Consider the following 18357-nt stretch of genomic DNA (forward strand, 5'->3'; position numbering starts at 1 on the left):
CCGAGCGCTGTGAATCTACGTCCCGTCCGGCGCGGCGCACAACCGCCACGCCGGACCGGATCAGCGGATCGTGACCTGCCGGTTGGCGAGGCCGGACCGCGCCGAGCGCTCCTCGGCGGTGAGGTCGGAGTCGTCGGCCAGGGCGGTCTTCAGGTCGGCGGCGAACCGCTCGGCGGGCTCCTCCAGGGCCTCCGGGCCGGTGCCGACGGGCAGGTCCCAGACCGGGGCCAGCAGCCCGTGCGCGCGGAACATGCCGACGAAGCGCGAGCCCTCGACCAGCACGTCCTTGCCGGCGGCGTGCAGGCGCGCGAGCGCGTCGAGGAGCTGGTCCTCGGGCTCCGGCATGACCCAGCGCAGGTGCTCCTTGGAGCCGACGTTCGTCCAGTACGCCGAGTCGACGGTGGTGAGGCGGGCGGTCGGCATGGCCGCGGCGTTGGCGTGCTCCAGCGAGGCGGTGAACGCGGCCCGCTCGTCCTCGTCCTCCACGTCGGCGACCCAGAAGTCGAAGCCGTCGTGCACGGTCACCGACAGCGCGTCGCCGGTGACCAGGTCCTGCAGTCGCGGGCCCTCGCCCGGAGGGTCGGTGAGGCCGATCAGGCCGGCCTCGGACTCCAGCGCCTTCTCGAGCACCGCGCCGAGGTCGCGCGCCGGGTCGCCGAAGTTGTGCTGAACCTGCAGCCCCAGCCAGATCTCGCCGCTGTTGCGGACCATCGCGGGCACCGCCATCGGCAGCAGCGAGCAGAGCACGACCTTGCGGTCGGAGTCCTTCAGCGTGAGCTCGGCGGTCGCGGCCGGCACCAGCTCGCGCATCGCCACGACGTCGCACTCCGACGGGAGCCCCTCGAACGGCCGGTTCACGAACGGCGCCGGGGCGCCGCCGGCCGCGCCGTGGCAGGCCTTGTACCGCTTGCCGGAGCCACAGGGGCAGGGCTGCCGGGGGCCGACCTCGCCCTCGGCGACGGGCTGCGGACGGGACTTGGTGCGGGACTTCTTGGCCATGCGCCAGAGGCTATAGGTCGCGGTCGTCCAGCAGGTCGAGCAGGTACGCCGGCCGATCGGTGATCACGGCCTTCACGCCGAGCTCGAGGCACAGGTCGAGGTCGGCCGCGGTGTTCACGGTCCACACGTGCATGTCGTGCCCGGCCTTGGTGATCCGCGGTCCCAGCTTGCGGTGGTCGTCGAGCTCGCGGATGCCCGGACCGACCAGCCAGTCCTCGCCGATCACCCTGCGCAGCATCGGCCAGTGGTGCGCCTTCTCGACCAGCTGCACCAGCGGCACGTGCGGTGCGGCCCGCTCCACGCGCTGCAGCGCGGTCCACGAGAAGCTCATGACCCGGGCGGGAGAGCCCGGGCGGTCCCAGCCGAGGTGGCGCAGCTGCTCGACGAGCCGGCGCTCGACCAGGCCGCCGTACCGCGTCGGGTGCTTGGTCTCGATGGCCACCTCGACCCGGCGGTCGTAGTCGGCCACCGTCTCCAGCAGGGTGCGCAGCGTCAGCACCCGGTCCAGCGTCTCGTCCAGCGGCGGCGCCTCGTCGTCGAGGTCGCGCCACGGGTTCTTCCACGCCGCGAAGTCGAGCTCGTCCAGCTCGGCGAGCTCCATCGTGGACACCGCGCCGCGGCTGCTCGCGATCCGCCGGAGGTCCCGGTCGTGCACGCACACCAGGTGCCCGTCCGCGGTGAGCCGGACGTCGCACTCCAGGCCCTCGGCGCCGGCGTCGAGCGCGGCGACGTACGCCCGCAGCGTGTGCTCGGCGTTGTCGTGACTGGCGCCGCGGTGCGCGACGACCTGCGGCCTCACCGGGCTCGGTGCTCGACGAGACCGACGAGGTTGCCCTCCGGGTCGCGCAGGAACGCCTGCCACTCGTCGGTGCCGGCGGGTCCGAGCGTGTCGTCGTCGTGCCCGAAGATCACGTGCGGCTCGGCTTCGACGTGGGCGCGCAGCCGGTCGACGGCCGCGTCGATGTCGTCGACGCGGAGGTAGATCGTGGCCCGTTCGCTGCCCGGGCTCAGCATCAGGCGGACGCCGCCGACGTCGAAGAACACCAGGCCGGGCGGGTCGTACGTCGCGACCGGACCCGCACCGAGGAGCTCGGTGTAGAACGCGGTCGCGCGCTCGAGGTCGTCGGCGTGCTGCGCGATCTGGACGAGGTCCATGACCTGAATGATGGCACTCCGAGACGCCGGTCAGCGGGACCGCAGGAACATCCCGAAGTGCGGGACCGTGAACGACACCTTCCCGCGCTGGGCCGAGTAGACGAGCCCCTTCTTGATCAGCCCGTCGCGCGCCGGCGAGAGCGACTGCGGCTTGCGGCCCAGGTGCTTGGCGACCTCCGCGGTCGAGATCGCCGCGTCGCCGTGCTCGGCGCCGAGGTCGGCCATCGCGCTCATGTACTCGCGCTCGGCCGGCGTCGCCCGCTCGAACCGGGCGCCGAAGAAGCCCACCGCGAGCTCGGCGCCGGCCTCGGGGGCGGCGGTGAGCACGTCGCGGACGGTGATCGGGCTGGTGACGGCGGCGTCCCACGTCGCCTTGCCGTAGGCCTGGACGAAGTAGGGGTAGCCGTCGGTCAGCCGGTACAGCACGTCGAGCGCGTCCGGCTCGAACTGCACGCCCTCGGTCGCGGCGGGACGCGTCCAGGCCGAGGCCGCCATGTCGCGCGGGAGCCGGTCGACGGAGACGTAGCGGAACAGCCGCTCGGCGTACGACTTCGACGCCGCCAGCGCGACCGGCAGGTGCGGCAGGCCCGCGCCGACCACGATCAGCGGCGCGCCCTGCTGGCTGATCTCGTGGCAGGCGCCGCACAGGGCGGCGAGCTCGTCGGTGGAGATGTCCTGCATCTCGTCGATGAACAGCGCCACCCCGACGCTCAGGTCGCGCGCGAGGGCCGCCAGGTCGGTGAACAGCTCGACGAGGTCGAGCTCGAGGTCGCCGGAGTCCGCGCGCCCCTGGGTGGCGGGTACGTCGAGCGGCGGCGTCCACCGCCGACCCTTGCGGGCGTCCACGTCGGTGCGCAGCGCGAAGCTGCGCAGCACGCCCGCGACCGCGTCCACGCGTTCCGGGTCGCGGTGCCGGTGGCCGACCTCGCGGATCGCGGCGTGCACAGCCTGGGCGACCGGGACCCGGATGCTCTGGTCGGGTCGCGCCTCGATCTTGCCGGTCCCCCAGGCGCGCCGTACCGCCTGGCCCCGGAGGGTGTTGAGCAGCACGGTCTTGCCGACCCCGCGCAGCCCGAACAGCACCATGCTGCGCTCCGGCCGCCCCGCCGCGATCCGCTCGAGGGTGATCTCGAACTGCTGCAGCTCGCGGTCGCGCCCAGCCAGCAGCGGCGGCCGCTGCCCCGCCCCCGGCGCGTACGGGTTCCGGATCGGGTCCATGTCAGGACGATATCCGGGTGTCTACCGTCAGTCCTAGACAACGCGCCGCCGCTTGTAACGCGGGGTTAGCACCACTTCTATCCCCGGAATTTCGGGGTCACCAGAGGTCCTAACCCCGCGTTACAAGCCGGACGAGCAACTCAGCGGTCAGGCGGACTCGACGGCGCCGATCCGGTCGCGGGCGGTCTCGTAGGAGCGGACCAGGCCGGCGCGGAGCATGTCGATCAGGTCGGGGACCTCGTCGATCGCGAGGCGGAAGGAGCCGGCGCAGACGTTCTCGCGCCACAGCGACAGCACCACGAGACCGGACTCGTGGTGCCAGGTGACCCGGAGCGCGCGGTCGCCACCGCGGGCGTCGAGGAAGATCGACCCCGTCTCCGGCAGCGGACGTACGACGGTCACGCTCCCATGATGCGCCTCGTTCTCGGCTTCTGTCACCGGTTCTGCGCAGACGCCCGCCTAGACTCACAGGCGTGCCCGAGCTGCCCGAGGTGGAAGCGCTGGCCCTCGACCTGAAGGGCCGGCTGGACGGGCATGCCATCGCGAAGATCCACATCGCGGCGTTCAGCGCGCTCAAGACGTTCGACCCGCCGCTGTCGGCGCTGGAGGGGACGCTGGTCGACGACGTCACCCGGCACGGCAAGTTCCTCGACATCGAGGCCTCCGGACTGCACCTGGTCCTGCACCTAGCCCGCGCGGGCTGGGTCCGCTGGCGCGACGAGGTGCCGGCGATCCCGCCGAAGCCGAGCACGAAGTCCACGCTCGCGGTCCGCGTCGTGCTCGACGACCAGTCCGGGCTCGACATCACCGAGGCCGGCACCCGCAAGAGCCTGGCGGCGTACGTCGTCCGCGACCCGCAGGACGTGCCGGGCATCGCCAGCCTCGGCCCCGACCCGCTGACCGACGACTTCACGATCGAGCGGCTCCGGGCGATCCTCGAGAAGGAAGGGCGCAAGCAGCTCAAGGGCGTGCTGCGCCACCAGGGCACGATCGCCGGCATCGGCAACGCCTACTCCGACGAGATCCTGCACGCGGCGAAGATGTCGCCGTTCAAGCCGGCCAACAGCCTGACCGACGACGAGCTCGCCACGCTGTACGCCGCCGTCCGCGACACCCTGGGCGACGCGGTCGAGCGCTCCCGGGGCCTGCACGCCAGCGAGCTCAAGGGCGAGAAGAAGTCCAACCTGGCCGTCCACGGCCAGACCGGGAAGCCGTGCCCGGTCTGCGGTGACACCGTGCTGGAGGTGTCGTTCGCCGACTCCAGCCTGCAGTACTGCCCCACCTGCCAGACCGGCGGCAAGCCGCTGGCCGACCGAAGGATGAGCAAGCTCCTCAAATGATCCCCACCGTGAGCATCGACCAGGTCCCCGACCCGCTTCCCGACGGGCTCGTCGTCCTCGACGTGCGCGAGCCCGTCGAGTGGGAGCACGCCCACATCGACGGGGCGATCCACATCCCGATGTCGCTGGTGCCGGTGCGCTACACCGAGCTCCCCGAGGGCCAGACGCTGGTGGTCTGCAAGGTCGGCGGCCGCTCGGCCCAGGTCACGCAGTGGCTGCAGCAGCACGGCGTCGACGCGGTGAACCTCGCCGGCGGGATGCTCGACTGGGCGGCGGCCGGCCGCCCGATGGTGAGCGACACCGGCCACCCGCCCCAGGTCGTCTAGCCGGCGTCCATCGACGCGGTCAGCTCGCTGAGCGTCGACTCCAGCGCGCTGGGGTCGAGGTCGGTCGGCAGGTCCGACGGCAGCTCGGTGGGCAGGTCGCCCATCAGCTCGGACGCGCAGGTCTCGGCCGCCCACTGGCCGAACTCGTCGCCGGCCCGCTGCTCGGCCTCGCTGAGGTCGCCGCCCAGGCTGTCCAGATCGTCCAGCGTCGCGTCGTCGGGCAGCTCGCGCGTGGTGTCGAGGAAGACCTCGAAGCCCTTCCTGGCCTCCTCGGGCATGTCCGCCGGGGTGCCCAGGTCGGCCATGTCCTCGGCCCAGGCCTTGATGCCCTCGACGCTCGTGGACGGATCGCCCTGCGCGTCGCCGAGGACTTCGGCGTACAGCTTCGCGAACCCTTCGCAGAAGTCCGCCTTCGACGCGTCGTCAGGAGCGCTCGAGGCGTCGCTGCCGCCGTCGTCGTCGCCGCATCCCGCGAGCGCGCTGATCGCCAGCGCCGCGCCCGCCAGCGCCACCGCCGCCCTCCGAGCCGTTGCCCTCATGGTCCGTCTCCTGTCCTCGGTGTGCCGTCGATCCCCAAGAGCCGCCCGCGCGGGCGGTGATACCTAGCCGACCGGGCAGTTGTCCTGCACCCAGCCGGTGAACGCCTCGCCGTCGGCCCGCTCGTCGTCGCTGAGGTCGGCGCCGAGCCGGGAGAGGTCGTCCACGCCCATGTCCTCGTCGAGGTCGGCGGCGTGGTCGAGGAACAGCGCGAAGCCGCGCTCCGCGTCGTCGGGCATCTCGTCCGGGACGCCGACGTCCTCCATGTCGGCGGCCCAGTCCTTGACCGCCGTCACCTGGTCGTCGACACCGGCGCCGAGCACGTCCTCGACAAGGCCGTTGAACTCCGCGCAGAAGTCGTCCTTCGACGACGCCTCCGGCTCGTCGCTCCCGCTGCAGCCGGCCATCGAACCGGTCAGCACCAGGGCGAGCGCGGCGACCACGAGTGCTGCCCTCATGCGCTCATCCTGTCCCGCCGGCTGTGAACAGGCCAGCGGCCGGCAGCGGCAGGGCCCGCTGCAGGCGGTGGAGGTACGCCGCCCGCGACACTTCGATCGCGCCGAGGGAGGCGAGGTGCGGGGTCAGCCACTGGACGTCGAGCAGCCGGTCGGCAGCATGCTCGTCGGCGAGGCCCTCGACCAGGCCGACGAGCGCGACCTTGGACGCGTCGCGAACCCGGTGGAACATCGACTCGCCCGCGAAGAGCCCGCCGATCGCGACGCCGTACAGCCCGCCGACGAGCTCCCCGTCGCGCCAGGTCTCGACCGAGTGCGCCCACCCGAGCCGGTGCAGCTCGCCGTACGCCTGCCGGATCGCGGCGTCGATCCAGCCCGACGGGCGGGTCGGGTCCGCGCAGCCGGCGACGACCGCGTCGAAGGCGGTGTCGACCCGGATCTCGAAGTCGCGACACGATCGGCGCAGCGACCGGGACACCTGCAGGTGCTCCAGGGGCAGCACGCCGCGGCGCACCGGGCAGAACCAGTACATCGGGTCGCGGCGCCGCCCCGACGGCATCGGGAACAGCCCGCGCCGGTAGGCCTCCAGCAGGGTGCCCGGCTCGAGGTCGGCCCCGATCGCGACCAGGTCGTCGAGCTCGTCGTACGTCGACGGGTCGCCGAACGACCAGCGCGTCGGCGGCGGCTCCACGGGCGTCACGGGTCCGACCGTAGTGGCTGTCCGTACGATCGAGGCATGAGCGGGAAGGCGATGGACCGGCCGCCCGACCTCAGCGCGGGCTTCGTCCGCGACACGCTCGACCGGGCGATCACCGCCGTGCGGCCGACGGCCGACCAGCTGCTCGCGCAGCGCAACGGCGACGTCGAGACGACGGTGCAGGACCACATCGACACCCACATCCGCTACGCCGGCGCCCAGGGCCTGCTCACCGGGCTCGGCGGCGTCCTGGCGGCGACGTTCACGATGCCGGCCAACCTCGCCGGGCTGGCGCTGGTGCAAGCGCGGATGGTCGCGGGCATCGCGCACCTGCGCGGCTACGACCTCGACGACCCGCGGGTCCGCAACGCGGTCCTGGCCACCATGCTCGGCGAGGACCTGGTCGACCGGATGGTCGCGGACCGCAGGCTGCCCGCGCCACCGATGGCGATCGCGACGGCCCCGGTGCACGATCCCCACCTCGACGGCCTGCTGGCCGGCGAGGTCGCCGCGGAGCTGATGACCCGGGTCACGAGCAAGCGGCTCGCGATCACGCTCGTGCGGAAGGTCCCGATCGTCGGCGGCGCCTACGGCATGGGCGCCGACGGCTTCCGCACCTGGCGCGTCGGTGACTACGCCTCGCGGGAGCTGCGGCCCCGCGCCCGGCGGTAGACCTTCAGCAGGCCGCGACCGGCGGAGCTGCCCCTCAGCCGGCGCACGAGCTTCTCGCGCCAGCGGTACGTCGGCCGCAGGTACGACCGCTCCAGCGCCAGCTGGGTGTCGAGCAGCTCGCGCTCGAGGCGCTCCTCGTTGTGCCGCAGCCGGGCGCTCTCCAGCAGCAGCGCCTTGATCGCGTCCAGCGCGGCCGCGGCGACCAGCTTCTCCGACGGGTTGTCCGGGTCGGCGTACTCGCGGACCGGCGGCTCGCCGACGAGGTCGTGCAGGTCGCCCACCACGTCGTACCCGCGCCGCTCGATCTCGGCGATCCAGGAGCTGGTGACGTCCGAGACCCACGGGTGGGCGTCCGGGGGCAGCGCCAGCCTCGGCGAGCCGGTGCGGCGCGAGAGCGTCTGGTGGGCGAGCAGCTCGCGCACCAGGGGGCGGTAGTCGGCGGGGTTCAGCTCCCGGTTGGCGGCCCGGTTGATCCGCCGCACCAGCGCGGTCTCGGGGGCGCCGAGCGACGGGTTCGCGCGCTCGGCCTCCAGGTCGAGGTCGACGCCGTCGAGCCCGAAGGCGAGGCTGAACCGCTTCCACAGCAGGTTCGGCGGACCACCGCGCGGCGGCACCGTCACCAGGTGGATCCGCTCGGGCGGCAGGTCGTGGCCCCAGCGGTTGAGGATGTCCGGCAGCTCCTGCACGCCCCAGAACCAGGTGGCGATCCGGGTCGCGCGCTCCGGGTCGCGGATCTGGTCGAGGAACGCGCCGTACGACAGCCCGTGCCGGTGCTTGACGTTCTCCTGCCACTCGGCCGGGATCTGGCGGACCAGGTCGCGCACGGAGAGCACGACGTGCACCTCGGCGCCGTCGCCGTGGCCGAGCGACTCCAGCGCGCGGCCCGCCTGGGCGCGCGAGGCGGTCGCGAGGATCTCGTGGCTGATGATCGCGGTGCCGTCGTGCTTGCGCACCTTCGCGGCCAGCGCGTCCCACGCGCCGACCGCCTCGGCCTCGAGACCGCCCCACGGCAGCCGCATCAGGTCGAGTGCGGCCAGGAAGTGCGCGTCGAAGCGGTCCGCGGGGTAGAGGATGCCCTGGTTGGCGAGCGTGCGCCGGTTCCGGAACAGCACGTCCTGGAGGTACGACGTCCCCGTCTTCGGGGTGCCGACGTGCAGGAGGACTGTTCTGGCCACTAGTTCTTCTTCTCGAGCAGCAGGCGCAGCGCAAGCGCCAGGACTCCGGCGTCCGAGGGTTCCGGTGCGCCGGCGCGGTCGACGGGCAGCAGGCTGTCCGGGTCGCCGTGGACAGGGTATCCAGCGCGCAGCAGCGCGTCGCGCAGGTGGGTCGCGCGCTCGTGCACGCGCTCGCGGTGCTCGGGGGGCAGCACCAGCTCGGGTCCGGGGAGCGCGGCGAGCCGCGGCCGCAGCGTCTCGCGCAGCAGCGCCCGCTTCTCGGTGGGGACGGCGAGCAGGCCGAGCGCCTGCCCCACCCGGCGCGCCAGGTCGGTGGCGTCGGCGGAGAGCGGGACCGGGGTGGCGAGCGGGCGGCGTACGCCGACCAGGCGGGGCAGCTCGGCCGGGTCCAGCACGATGTGGACGCGCTCGGCGCCGACCCGGTCGCTCCAGGACCGGGCGATCCTGGCGAGGTCGATCCGGACCGGCAGCGTGCCGCGGCGCACGTGCGGGTCGAGCCACTCGCGCCAGCCGGGAGCGCCGACCGACAGGCTGCGCGCGGTCCACGCGTGGACGTACATCGTGGCGAGGTCGGTGCCGAGCACCAGCACGCTCGCGCCCCGACCGCCCGGGGGCCGCCCCTGGCGGAGCAGATCCGCGCGGACCGGGCCGGTGAGCACCACGTCGCCCGCGAGGCGGTAGCGCCCACGGCGCCACCAGCGCCTGGTCGCGGGTTGCTGCGGCTCGCGGCGCCCGGCGGCGTGCACGTCCTCGGCGAGCAGCCCGGCCGCGACCCGCAGCAGCTCGTCGTCGGGCAGGCCGGCCGGGTCGACCGGCCGCGGGCCGAACGCCAGCGGCGGCACCGCGCCCTCGAGCTCGAGGTCGGGCCGGCCCCGGCCGGGGGCGCTGGCCTCGAGCACCCGGGTCGCCAGCTCGGGAGCGGCCTCGCCGGCCTCGTTCAGTCGGCGCAGCAGCTCGAGCTGTTGGGCGCCGGGCAGGATCCGCCCGTGCGGCTCACCCGCACCCGACCAGTCGCGCCACGGCGTCGTGCCGCCGGCGCGCAGGTGCGCGACCCAGCCCCAGGCGCGGCGTACTCCCGGGCTGTCCTCGCTCATCGATCGCGCAGCTTCTGCGCCTGCGCGCGGACCCGGTGGGTGAGCTGGCGCTCCGGGTCGGGCCGGCGGGCGGCCTCGCGGGTCATCGCCGCGAGGGCGTCGAGGGCGCTGCCGAGCTGGCGCTTGGCGCGCACCTTGTCGGGGTCCTTGAAGGGCTCGTCCGCCGCGGGCCGCACCGGGCGCAGCTCGGCGACGTCGCCGACCACGTCGACGCCGCTGCCCTCGATCCACTCGATCCAGCGCTCGGCCTGCTCCTCGGCCCAGTCGTAGCGCTCGGGAGGCAGGCGTACGGCGGCCGACTCGCGCTTGACCAGCTCGCCCTGGGCGAGCATGTCGCGGATCAGCCCGTCGTACGTCGACTCGCGGCGCGCGGCGCGGTCCATGCGGCGGTTGAGCTGGCGGATCACCTGGGTCTCGGCGATGCCGAGCGAGCGGTTGGAGCGGTCGCTGTCGAGCGGCGCCCAGCTCGGGTCGATGCCGAGCGTGGCGCACATCCGCCGCCAGAGCAGGTCACCGTGCTGGTCCCGGGCCGCCGACGGCGGCACCGTGACGACGTGGACGCGCTCCGGCGGCAGGCCGGCGCCCCAGGTGCCGAGCACGCGCGGCACGTCGAAGGCGCGGTAGAACCAGGTCCGGCCCTTCTCGTAGCGGTCGAGGAAGCGCTTGTAGCTCCACCGGCGGCCCTGCTTGATGCTTTCCTGCCACGCGGCGGGCAGCTGCCGGCCGAGGTCGCGCGCCGTGTAGACCACGTGGATCTCGGCGCCGGCGAGGTCGCGCATCGCGCGGGCCACCTGGCCGGGCGCGGCCGGCGCGAGGATCTCGTGGCTGATCACGACGGTGCCGGAGCGCTTCTTGATGCGCCGCGCCAGCGCGTCCCAGCTGCCCTCGGCGTGCCCGGGCGCGCCGCCCCAGTCCTGGCCCAGCAGGTCCAGCGCGCCGCGGAAGTGCGCGAGGCCCGGGCTGACGATCGGCGAGGTCGTCGGGAAGTGCACCTGGTGCTCGGCGAGCGTCCTCGCGTTCAGCGAGAGTCGGTCCTGGAGGTACGTCGTACCCGTCTTCGGCGCACCGATGTGCAGGTAGACCCTCCGGCTCATGCCGGTGATTCTGCCAGCGCCCTCACCACGGCGGACGGACTGGGGCGGCCGAGGTGGCCGGCCATCCAGACCGAGGTCGCCACGACCTCGCGGAGGTCGACGCCGTGCTCGATGCCGAGGCCGGTCAGCATCCACACGAGGTCCTCGGTCGCGAGGTTCCCGGTGGCGCTCTTGGCGTACGGGCAGCCGCCCAGCCCGCCGGCGCTGGCGTCGTACGTCGTGATCCCAGCGCGCAGCGCGGCGTGGGTGTTGGCGAGCGCCTGGCCGTAGGTGTCGTGGAAGTGCATCGCGAGGTGGCCGAGGTCCATCCCGGCGTCGACGAACGCCTCGGTCAGCGCGGTCACGTGGCCGGCCGTGCCGACGCCGATCGTGTCGCCGAGGCTGAGCTGGCTGGCGCCGAGGTCGAAGAGCCGCTTGCCGACGCTCACCACCTGCTCGACCGGAACGGCGCCCTCCCACGGGTCGCCGAAGCACATCGAGACGTAGGCGCGGACGTCGAGGCCGGCGTCGCGGGCGCGGCGCACGGTCGGCTCGAACATCGCGAACTGCTCGTCGAGGCTGCGGTTGAGGTTCTTCTGCGCGAACGTCTCGGTGGCGGAGCCGAAGATCGCGATGTGCTTCGCGCCGAGCTCGAGCGCGCGGTCGAGGCCGCGCTCGTTGGGCACCAGCACCGGGCAGTCGCGCCCGGCCTCGCCGAGCAGCTCCATCAGGTCCGCGGCGTCGGCCAGCTGGGGCACCCACTTCGGGTGGACGAAGCTGGTCGCCTCGACGACCGGCAGCCCGGCGCGGACCAGCCGCTGCACGAACTCCGCCTTCACGCCGGTCGGGACCAGCGCCTTCTCGTTCTGCAGGCCGTCGCGCGGGCCGACCTCGTAGATCGTGACGCGCGTCGGGAGCCCGTCCTCCCGCACCGTCATCGGCAGCTCACTCATTCCGGGGTCCCCGCGGAATCGTGGGTCGGAGGAGCGGGGCGGGGGAGACCCAGGATTTCGTGGGGTGGTTCATCGGGTGCCACCTCCAGGAGCGTGTGCCCGAGCGCGACCTGCCCACCGGTGGTGGCGGCGAGCCCGGCGACGGTGCCGTCGAACGGCGCCTTGAGCGCCAGCTCCATCTTCATCGCCTCCAGCACGACGAGCACCTGGCCGGTCTCGACCCGGTCGCCGTCGGCGACCCGCACGTCGAGGACCGTGCCCGGCATCGGCGCGGTGATCGCGCCGTCCCCGGCCGCCACCGCGTGGTCGCCGAAGACGTCCGGGCGCTCGAACGCGAACCGCTGGCCCCGGTAGGAGACCTCGGCCGTGTGCGGCTGCACGTTGACGACGGCGCTGTGCAGCCGGCCGTCGACCTCGAGGGTCAGCACGTGGTTGGCCGCCGAGACCTGGCGGACCTGGAGCCCGTCCACCGACCCGGCGAAGCGGTCGACGACGACCGGCCGGTCCAGCTCGACGATCGTGGGCGCCGGGTCGGCGCCGGAGCGCCAGCCGTCGGACTGGAACGGGTGCTCCCCCCTGGTCTCACGGTCCTCGTACGCCGCGAGCATCGCGCTCACCCAGGCGACGAACACCCGGGGCAGCTCGTCGTCGGGTGCCGGCACCTCGTGGTGGTCGAGCCACGCCGTGTCGATGGTGGCGTCGCGGAACTCGTCGCTCGCGACCAGCGCGCGCAGGAACCCGGTGTTCGTAGTGAGCCCGAGGATCGCGGTCCGGTCGAGCGCGTCGACCAGCGCACGCCGGGCCGACTCCCGGTCGGGGCCGTGCACGATGACCTTGCCGAGCATCGGGTCGTACGACGTGCTGACGACCTGCTCGGGCTCCAGCGCGTGGTCGACCCGGACGCCGTCGGGCCACCGCACGATCGACGTACGCCCGGCCTGGGGCAGGAAGCCGCCGAACGAGTCCTCGGCGTACACCCGGGCCTCGATCGCGTGGCCGCTGAGGGAGATGTCGTGCTGCTCCCACTGCAGCGGGTGGCCGTCCGCGATGAGCAGCTGCTGCCGGACCAGGTCGAGGTTGCCGGTCACCAGCTCGGTGACCGGGTGCTCGACCTGGAGCCGGGTGTTCATCTCGAGGAAGTAGAACTCTCCGGTGTCGTCGTCCAGCAGGAACTCGACCGTTCCGGCGTTGACGTAGCCCACGTGCCGGGCCAGCGCGACGGCTGCTCCCGTGATCTGCCGGCGCACCTCGGGCGTGATCGTCGGAGCGGGCGCCTCCTCCAGCACCTTCTGGTGCCGCCGCTGGGTGGAGCAGTCCCGCTCGTACAGGTGGATCACGTTGCCGTGGGTGTCACCGAGCACCTGCACCTCGATGTGCCGCCCGCGCTCGACGTACTTCTCCACGAGCAGGGTGTCGTCACCGAAGGCGCTCAGCGCCTCGCGGGCCGCCGCGGCCCGAGCCTCCTCGAGCTCGGACGCCGCGCGGACGATCCGCATGCCCTTGCCACCGCCGCCGGCGGCGGCCTTCACCAGCACGGGGAAGCCACCCTCGTCGCCACGGGGCACGACGGGGACGCCCGCCGCGACCGCGATCTCGCGAGCGGCGTCCTTGCGGCCCATGGCGTCCATGACGTCCGCGGACGGGCCGACGAGCGTGATGCCCGCGGTCTCGAGGGCGCGGGCGAAGGCCGAGCGCTCGGACAGGAAGCCGTAGCCGGGGTGGACCGCGTCGGCCCCGGCGTCCTGCGCGGCGGCCACAACGGCGTCGATGTCGAGGTAGCTCTCGACGCGGCGGGCGTCGTCGGCGGCGCGCACGTGCGGCGCGGTGCGGTCGAGGTCGGTGTAGATCGCGACGGTGCGGATGCCCATCCGGGTGGCGGTGCGCATCACGCGGAGGGCGATCTCGCCGCGGTTGGCGATGAGGAGTGTCTGCATGGTCATCACATCCGGAAGACGCCGTAGGACGGCTCGGGGATCGGGGCGTTCGCGGCGGCCGCCAGGCCCATGCCGAGGACGCGGCGGGTGTCGGCGGGGTCGATGATCCCGTCGTCCCACAGCCGCGCGGTCGCGTAGTACGGCGAGCCCTGGGTCTCGTACTGCTCGCGGATCGGCGCCTTGAACTCCTCGTCGTCGGGCTTGCCGGCGACGGTCGCGAGCACGCTCGCGGCCTGCTCGCCGCCCATGACGGAGATCCGGGCGTTCGGCCACATCCACAAGAAGCGCGGGTCGTAGGCGCGCCCGCACATGCCGTAGTTGCCGGCGCCGAAGGAGCCGCCGATGACGACGGTGAACTTCGGGACGACGCTGCAGGCGACGGCGGTCACGAGCTTGGCGCCGTCCTTGGCGATGCCGCCGTTCTCGTACTCGCGGCCGACCATGAAGCCGGTGATGTTCTGCAGGAACACCAGCGGGATGCCGCGCTGGTTGCAGAGCTCGATGAAGTGCGCGCCCTTGAGCGCGGACTCGCTGAACAGGATGCCGTTGTTGGCGACGATGCCGACCGGGTGGCCCCAGATGTGCGCGAAGCCGGTCACCAGCGTCTCGCCGTACAGCTTCTTGAACTCGTGGAACCGGCTGCCGTCGACGACGCGGCGGATCACCTCGCGCACGTCGTACGGCGTGCGGGTGTCGGCCGGGACGACGTCGTAGAGCGTGCTCGGGTCGTCGTGGGGCTCCTCGACCGGCGCGACCTCCCACGGCGCGGCCGGCGCCTTGGGGAGCGTGCCGATGATGCTGCGCACGATCGCGAGCGCGTGCGCGTCGTCCTCCGCGAGGTGGTCGACGACGCCGGAGGTGCGGGCGTGCACGTCGCCGCCGCCGAGCTCCTCGGCCGTGACGACCTCGCCGGTCGCGGCCTTCACCAGCGGCGGCCCGCCGAGGAAGATCGTGCCCTGGTTGCGCACGATCACGGTCTCGTCCGACATCGCGGGGACGTAGGCGCCACCGGCGGTGCACGAGCCCATCACGCTGGCGATCTGCGGGATGCCCCGCGCCGACAGGTTGGCCTGGTTGAAGAAGATCCGGCCGAAGTGCTCGCGGTCGGGGAACACCTCGTCCTGCATCGGCAGGAACGCGCCGCCCGAGTCGACGAGGTACACGCACGGCAGGTGGTTGTCGCTCGCGACGGTCTGCGCGCGCAGGTGCTTCTTGACCGTCATCGGGTAGTAGGTGCCGCCCTTGACGGTCGCGTCGTTCGCGACGACGACGACCTCGCGGCCGTTGACCCGCCCGATGCCGGTGACGACGCCCGCGCTGGGCACGCTGTTGTCGCCGCCGTACATGCCGTACGCCGCCAGCGGGCTCAGCTCCAGGAACGGGCTGCCCGGGTCCAGCAGCCGGTCCACCCGGTCGCGCACCAGCAGCTTGCCTCGGTCGGTGTGCTTCTGCCGTGCGGCCTCGCTGCCGCCCTGCCGCGCCGTCGCCAGCCGGTCGCGCAGCTCGCCGACCAGCTCCTCCAGGTTGCTCACGTCGCAAGGTTAGCGATCATTAACCTGGGGGTCCACTGCCTAGCGGAAAGCACACCCCTCCGCCACACCCAGCCGCCGCAGCACGATGGCGGCCGGGCAGAAGCCGGTGACGCTGGACTGGAGGAGGTTCAGGCCGACGAAGGCGGTCAGCAGCAGCCACCACGGCGAGAACACCACGGTGAGCAGCACGCTCAGCAGGACCATCCCTCCGGCGACGGCGAGCACGGCACGGTCGAGGTTCATGACGTGGTCCCCGCTCATCCGTGGCTGAAGTGGACGTCGGGGAGCACCCGGCGCAGCCAGCGCGGCGACCACCACGCGGCGCGGCCGGTGAGGCGCAGCAGCACCGGCAGCAGCACCAGCCGGACCAGGAAGGCGTCGAGCAGGACCGCCACGCCGAGCACGATGCCCATCTCCTTGGGCGGCAGCGGCCCGGACAGCGAGAACGTGAAGAACACCGCGACCATGACGGCCGCCGCCGCGAAGATCACGCGACCGGAGTGGGCCAGCGAGCCGACCATCGCGTCGCGCGGGTCGCCCGAGGTCTCGTAGTGCTCCTTGGCCGAGGCGAGCAGGAACACCGTGTAGTCCATCGCGATCGCGAAGATCATCGCGAAGAAGAAGACCGGAGCCCAGGCGTCGAGGAAGCCCTGGTGCTCGAAGCCGAGCACCGAGGTCCCCCATCCCTCCTGGAAGACCAGGCGCGCGACCCCGAACGCCGCCGCGGTGGACAGCAGGCTGGCGAGGGTGCCGAGCAGCGCGATCAGCGGCGCCTGCAGGGCGATCAGCAGGAGCAGGAAGCCGAGACCCAGCACGACACCGAGCACGAGCGGCGTCGACGCGTCGAGCTGGGACTTCAGGTCCAGGTTCTCGACCGCGGCACCGCCCACCAGCGCGGACGACGGCAGCGCGGTGCGCAGCCGGTCGACGGTGTCGGTCAGGGCCGGGTCGGACGGGTCGACGGTCGGCACCGCCTGGATCATCGCGAGTCCGCTGTCGTCGGCCGCGGGCTGTGCCGGCAGGGTGGCCGCGATGCCCGGGTCGGCGCCGAGGACCTCGGCGGCGGCCGCGGCCTGGCCCTGGTCGACCACGACCTGGAGGGTGCCGGGGGCGCCCGGCCCGAAGGACTCCTGCACGAGGTCGTACCCGACCCGCGCGCTCGCGTCCTCGGGCAGCACCTTGATCGACGGCATCGCGGTCGCGAGGCCGACCACCGGCACGGCGAGGAGGAGCAGCACCGCCAGGGCGGCGCCGCCGTACCGCAGGGGGTTGCGCCACAGCCGCTCACCCCAGGCCGCGAACCGCGGCGAGCGGTGCTCACCGGAGTGCACCCACTTCAGCGCGAGCCGGTTGATCCGCAGGTCCAGCTTGGCCAGGACGACGGGCAGCAGGGTGAGCGTCGCGGCGAGCACGAAGACGACCGCGAGCATGATGCCGCCGGCCATCGAGCGGAACGCCGGCGACGGGACCAGCATCACGGCCGACAGCGACACCAGCACGGTCAGGCCCGACAGCAGCACGGCCTTGCCGGCGGTGTCCATGGTCTCGGCGATCGCGTCGGCGACCGGCCGGTCGTGGCCCATCCGGGCGGCGCGGTAGCGGACGACGAGGAACAGCGCGTAGTCGATCCCGAGCGCCAGGGCGAACATCATCGCGAAGTTCATCGCCCAGATGGACACCGGGAACAGCTGGTTCAGCAGCACCAGCGAGCCGGCCGAGGCGACCAGGCCCGCGAGGGTCAGGAGCAGCGGCAGCCCGGCGGCGACGAGGGCGCCGAAGGCGAGCACCAGGATCGCCAGCGTGACCGGCCAGGAGACCATCTCCGACTTCAGCATCGCGTCGAGGTTGGCGTGGTTGAAGTCCGCCCACAGCTGCGAGGCGCCGGTCGGGTGCACGTCGACGGACCCGGTCGAGAGGTCCTGCAGCGGCCCGGTCAGGTCGTCGGCGGCTCGCACCATGTCGTCGGTGGAGGCGTCGGCGCCGGCCAGGAGGACCGCCGTGCGGCCGTCCTCGCTCAGCGTCGCGCCGGGTTGCGGCTGGAGCACCTGGCCGATCCTGGGATCGTCCTCCAGGAGCGCGGTCGCCCGCGCCAGCACCTCCGCGCCGTCGCCCTCCGCGACCGGCCCCGCGGAGTCGTGCACGACCACCTGGATGGCGGAGCTGGCGTTGCCGCCGAAGTGGTCCTGCGCGAGCTCGCGGACGGCGACGGAGTCCGAGCCCTGGGCCTGCCAACCGGCGCCGGAGAGCTCGGCCTCGACCCGCGGGGCGAAGATGCCGAGGCCGACGACCACGAGCACCCAGACGATCGCGGTCAGGCGGGAGTGGCGGACGACGGTCGTGCCGAGGCGGCCCAAGGGGCCGGGTCGCGGCGTGGAGGTAGATGCGGTTGCGGGAGCACCGGTGTCGGTCGCGGACATGCTCTTCCTTCGCGTTCGGGAATACCCCCTGGGGTATCTTCGTTATCGACCATAACACCCCGGGGGGTATCGTCAAACCCGGGAGACGAGAGGGAGGAACCCATGAGCACCACGACGCTGACCCACGGCACCTTCGAGGACACCGTGACCGCCGAGCCGATCGTGCTGGTCGACTTCTGGGCGTCCTGGTGCGGACCCTGCCGGCAGTTCGGCCCGATCTTCGAGGCCGCGTCGGAGGCACACCCGGACATGGTGTTCGGCAAGGTCGACACCGAGGCCGAGCGCGAGCTCGCCGCCGCCGCGCAGATCACCTCGATCCCGACGCTGATGGCGTTCCGCGACGGCATCCTCGTCTTCGCCCAGCAGGGCGGGCAGTCGTGATGGCGGACTACACGCTGGCCACCACGATGCGCCGTCCCTACGACGCAGCAGTCGCCGCCGTCCGCGAGGCCCTGGCCGAGCAGGGCTTCGGGATCCTCACCGAGATCGACATCCGGGCCACGCTGGCCGCCAAGCTCGGGGTGGACGTCGCTCCCCAGGTCATCCTGGGCGCCTGCCGGCCCCCGCTCGCGCACCGCGCGCTCGAGATCGACCCGTCCATCGCCACCGTGCTGCCGTGCAACGTGGTCGTCCGGGCGCTCGACGACGAGACGGCGATCGTCGAGGCGTTCGACCCCCACGCGATGACCGCACTGGCGGGACCGGATCTCCGTCCGGTCGCCGACGAGGCACACTCCCTGTTGACCGCGGCGCTGGCCGCCCTGACCGAGGACTGACCAC

21 protein-coding genes are annotated in these 18357 nt (G+C 73.0%); 5 read left to right on the forward strand and 16 right to left on the reverse strand.

The features are described 5' to 3' along the window. Positions 1–60: 60 nt before the first annotated feature. The 5 genes from ABD875_RS08070 to ABD875_RS08090 all read right to left on the reverse strand — a co-directional run bounded on the left by ABD875_RS08070 (position 61) and on the right by ABD875_RS08090 (position 3774). Complete coding sequence (locus ABD875_RS08070) at positions 61–999, reverse strand: DUF5926 family protein (RefSeq protein WP_345173117.1); 939 nt, start codon at positions 997–999, stop codon at positions 61–63. A gap of 10 nt (positions 1000–1009) precedes the next feature. Then, positions 1010–1798 carry a glycerophosphodiester phosphodiesterase family protein gene (locus tag ABD875_RS08075; protein WP_345173120.1) on the reverse strand — a complete coding sequence of 263 codons (789 nt, stop codon included), beginning with the start codon at positions 1796–1798 and terminating at the stop codon, positions 1010–1012. After that, complete coding sequence (locus ABD875_RS08080; RefSeq protein WP_345173122.1) at positions 1795–2154, reverse strand: VOC family protein; 360 nt, start codon at positions 2152–2154, stop codon at positions 1795–1797. The genes ABD875_RS08075 and ABD875_RS08080 overlap by 4 nt, the downstream gene beginning before the upstream one ends. Before the next feature lie 30 nt (positions 2155–2184). Then, positions 2185–3372 (reverse strand): ATP-binding protein, encoded by a 1188-nt coding sequence (locus tag ABD875_RS08085; RefSeq protein WP_345173125.1) that lies wholly within the window; start codon positions 3370–3372, stop codon positions 2185–2187. A gap of 147 nt (positions 3373–3519) precedes the next feature. Continuing rightward, the gene (locus tag ABD875_RS08090) at positions 3520–3774 is read right to left on the reverse strand and encodes a hypothetical protein (RefSeq protein WP_345173127.1); all 255 of its coding nucleotides are present in this window, start codon (positions 3772–3774) and stop codon (positions 3520–3522) included. Between the two features lie 71 nt (positions 3775–3845). On the opposite strand from ABD875_RS08090, the gene ABD875_RS08095 reads away from it, so the two are divergent. Together ABD875_RS08095 and ABD875_RS08100 are read left to right on the forward strand one after the other, a co-directional pair. Beyond that, entirely contained in the window at positions 3846–4712 is an 867-nt protein-coding gene (locus ABD875_RS08095) for an Fpg/Nei family DNA glycosylase (protein WP_345173130.1), read from the forward strand. A gap of 8 nt (positions 4713–4720) precedes the next feature. Beyond that, positions 4721–5038, forward strand: coding sequence for a rhodanese-like domain-containing protein (locus ABD875_RS08100; protein WP_345173133.1), 318 nt, complete (start codon positions 4721–4723; stop codon positions 5036–5038). On the opposite strand, the gene ABD875_RS08105 is transcribed toward ABD875_RS08100, so the two are convergent. The 3 genes from ABD875_RS08105 to aat form a co-directional block, all read right to left on the reverse strand. Next, positions 5035–5577 (reverse strand): hypothetical protein, encoded by a 543-nt coding sequence (locus tag ABD875_RS08105; RefSeq protein WP_345173136.1) that lies wholly within the window; start codon positions 5575–5577, stop codon positions 5035–5037. The two genes, ABD875_RS08100 and ABD875_RS08105, sit on opposite strands and share 4 nt — an antisense overlap. 63 nt (positions 5578–5640) lie before the next feature. After that, positions 5641–6033 (reverse strand): hypothetical protein, encoded by a 393-nt coding sequence (locus tag ABD875_RS08110; protein WP_345173138.1) that lies wholly within the window; start codon positions 6031–6033, stop codon positions 5641–5643. Positions 6034–6037: 4 nt separating this feature from the next. After that, the gene (aat, locus tag ABD875_RS08115; protein WP_345173140.1) at positions 6038–6730 is read right to left on the reverse strand and encodes a leucyl/phenylalanyl-tRNA--protein transferase; all 693 of its coding nucleotides are present in this window, start codon (positions 6728–6730) and stop codon (positions 6038–6040) included. Between the two features lie 36 nt (positions 6731–6766). Here aat and ABD875_RS08120 point away from each other — a divergent pair, with 36 nt between their 5' ends. After that, entirely contained in the window at positions 6767–7399 is a 633-nt protein-coding gene (locus tag ABD875_RS08120) for an EcsC family protein (RefSeq protein ID WP_345173142.1), read from the forward strand. Here ABD875_RS08120 and ABD875_RS08125 read toward each other — a convergent pair. The 8 genes from ABD875_RS08125 to ABD875_RS08160 are packed head-to-tail and all read right to left on the reverse strand — an operon-like array spanning position 7360 to position 17577. After that, positions 7360–8574 carry a hypothetical protein gene (locus tag ABD875_RS08125; protein ID WP_345173144.1) on the reverse strand — a complete coding sequence of 405 codons (1215 nt, stop codon included), beginning with the start codon at positions 8572–8574 and terminating at the stop codon, positions 7360–7362. The two genes, ABD875_RS08120 and ABD875_RS08125, sit on opposite strands and share 40 nt — an antisense overlap. Continuing rightward, complete coding sequence (locus ABD875_RS08130) at positions 8574–9668, reverse strand: hypothetical protein (protein ID WP_345173146.1); 1095 nt, start codon at positions 9666–9668, stop codon at positions 8574–8576. The genes ABD875_RS08125 and ABD875_RS08130 overlap by 1 nt, the downstream gene beginning before the upstream one ends. Beyond that, a complete protein-coding gene (locus ABD875_RS08135; RefSeq protein ID WP_345173148.1) occupies positions 9665–10762 on the reverse strand; it encodes a hypothetical protein in 1098 nt (365 codons plus the stop codon). The genes ABD875_RS08130 and ABD875_RS08135 overlap by 4 nt, the downstream gene beginning before the upstream one ends. Then, positions 10759–11694 carry a hydroxymethylglutaryl-CoA lyase gene (locus ABD875_RS08140; protein WP_345173152.1) on the reverse strand — a complete coding sequence of 312 codons (936 nt, stop codon included), beginning with the start codon at positions 11692–11694 and terminating at the stop codon, positions 10759–10761. Before ABD875_RS08140 ends, ABD875_RS08135 begins: the two co-directional genes overlap by 4 nt. Next, complete coding sequence (locus ABD875_RS08145; RefSeq protein WP_345173155.1) at positions 11691–13628, reverse strand: acetyl/propionyl/methylcrotonyl-CoA carboxylase subunit alpha; 1938 nt, start codon at positions 13626–13628, stop codon at positions 11691–11693. Before ABD875_RS08145 ends, ABD875_RS08140 begins: the two co-directional genes overlap by 4 nt. Before the next feature lie 5 nt (positions 13629–13633). Then, positions 13634–15151, reverse strand: a complete 1518-nt coding sequence (locus ABD875_RS08150) for an acyl-CoA carboxylase subunit beta (protein WP_425576187.1) — start codon at positions 15149–15151, stop codon at positions 13634–13636. A gap of 48 nt (positions 15152–15199) precedes the next feature. Continuing rightward, positions 15200–15403: a YgaP family membrane protein gene (locus ABD875_RS08155; protein WP_345173161.1), complete on the reverse strand. Its 204-nt coding sequence runs from the start codon at positions 15401–15403 to the stop codon at positions 15200–15202. Positions 15404–15417: 14 nt separating this feature from the next. After that, positions 15418–17577 (reverse strand): MMPL family transporter, encoded by a 2160-nt coding sequence (locus ABD875_RS08160; RefSeq protein WP_345173164.1) that lies wholly within the window; start codon positions 17575–17577, stop codon positions 15418–15420. A gap of 102 nt (positions 17578–17679) precedes the next feature. Between ABD875_RS08160 and ABD875_RS08165 the strand changes: the two genes are divergently transcribed. Beyond that, complete coding sequence (locus ABD875_RS08165; RefSeq protein WP_345173167.1) at positions 17680–17958, forward strand: thioredoxin family protein; 279 nt, start codon at positions 17680–17682, stop codon at positions 17956–17958. Next, positions 17958–18353 (forward strand): DUF302 domain-containing protein, encoded by a 396-nt coding sequence (locus ABD875_RS08170; RefSeq protein ID WP_345173170.1) that lies wholly within the window; start codon positions 17958–17960, stop codon positions 18351–18353. The genes ABD875_RS08165 and ABD875_RS08170 overlap by 1 nt, the downstream gene beginning before the upstream one ends. Positions 18354–18357 lie beyond the last annotated feature (4 nt).

Source organism: Nocardioides caricicola (assembly GCF_039541135.1).
Lineage (GTDB): Bacteria > Actinomycetota > Actinomycetes > Propionibacteriales > Nocardioidaceae > Nocardioides > Nocardioides caricicola.

Excerpts from the sequence above, each read along its gene's own strand:
- ABD875_RS08070 (WP_345173117.1), bottom strand. The coding sequence starts at position 999 with ATGGCCAAGAAGTCCCGCACCAAGTCCCGTCCGCAGCCCGTCGCCGAG.
- ABD875_RS08080 (WP_345173122.1), bottom strand. The coding sequence starts at position 2,154 with ATGGACCTCGTCCAGATCGCGCAGCACGCCGACGACCTCGAGCGCGCG.
- ABD875_RS08085 (WP_345173125.1), bottom strand. The coding sequence starts at position 3,372 with ATGGACCCGATCCGGAACCCGTACGCGCCGGGGGCGGGGCAGCGGCCG.
- ABD875_RS08105 (WP_345173136.1), bottom strand. The coding sequence starts at position 5,577 with ATGAGGGCAACGGCTCGGAGGGCGGCGGTGGCGCTGGCGGGCGCGGCG.
- ABD875_RS08110 (WP_345173138.1), bottom strand. The coding sequence starts at position 6,033 with ATGAGGGCAGCACTCGTGGTCGCCGCGCTCGCCCTGGTGCTGACCGGT.
- ABD875_RS08120 (WP_345173142.1), top strand. The coding sequence starts at position 6,767 with ATGAGCGGGAAGGCGATGGACCGGCCGCCCGACCTCAGCGCGGGCTTC.
- ABD875_RS08130 (WP_345173146.1), bottom strand. The coding sequence starts at position 9,668 with ATGAGCGAGGACAGCCCGGGAGTACGCCGCGCCTGGGGCTGGGTCGCG.
- ABD875_RS08135 (WP_345173148.1), bottom strand. The coding sequence starts at position 10,762 with ATGAGCCGGAGGGTCTACCTGCACATCGGTGCGCCGAAGACGGGTACG.
- ABD875_RS08140 (WP_345173152.1), bottom strand. The coding sequence starts at position 11,694 with ATGAGTGAGCTGCCGATGACGGTGCGGGAGGACGGGCTCCCGACGCGC.
- ABD875_RS08145 (WP_345173155.1), bottom strand. The coding sequence starts at position 13,628 with ATGCAGACACTCCTCATCGCCAACCGCGGCGAGATCGCCCTCCGCGTG.
- ABD875_RS08155 (WP_345173161.1), bottom strand. The coding sequence starts at position 15,403 with ATGAACCTCGACCGTGCCGTGCTCGCCGTCGCCGGAGGGATGGTCCTG.
- ABD875_RS08160 (WP_345173164.1), bottom strand. The coding sequence starts at position 17,577 with ATGTCCGCGACCGACACCGGTGCTCCCGCAACCGCATCTACCTCCACG.
- ABD875_RS08165 (WP_345173167.1), top strand. The coding sequence starts at position 17,680 with ATGAGCACCACGACGCTGACCCACGGCACCTTCGAGGACACCGTGACC.
- ABD875_RS08170 (WP_345173170.1), top strand. The coding sequence starts at position 17,958 with ATGGCGGACTACACGCTGGCCACCACGATGCGCCGTCCCTACGACGCA.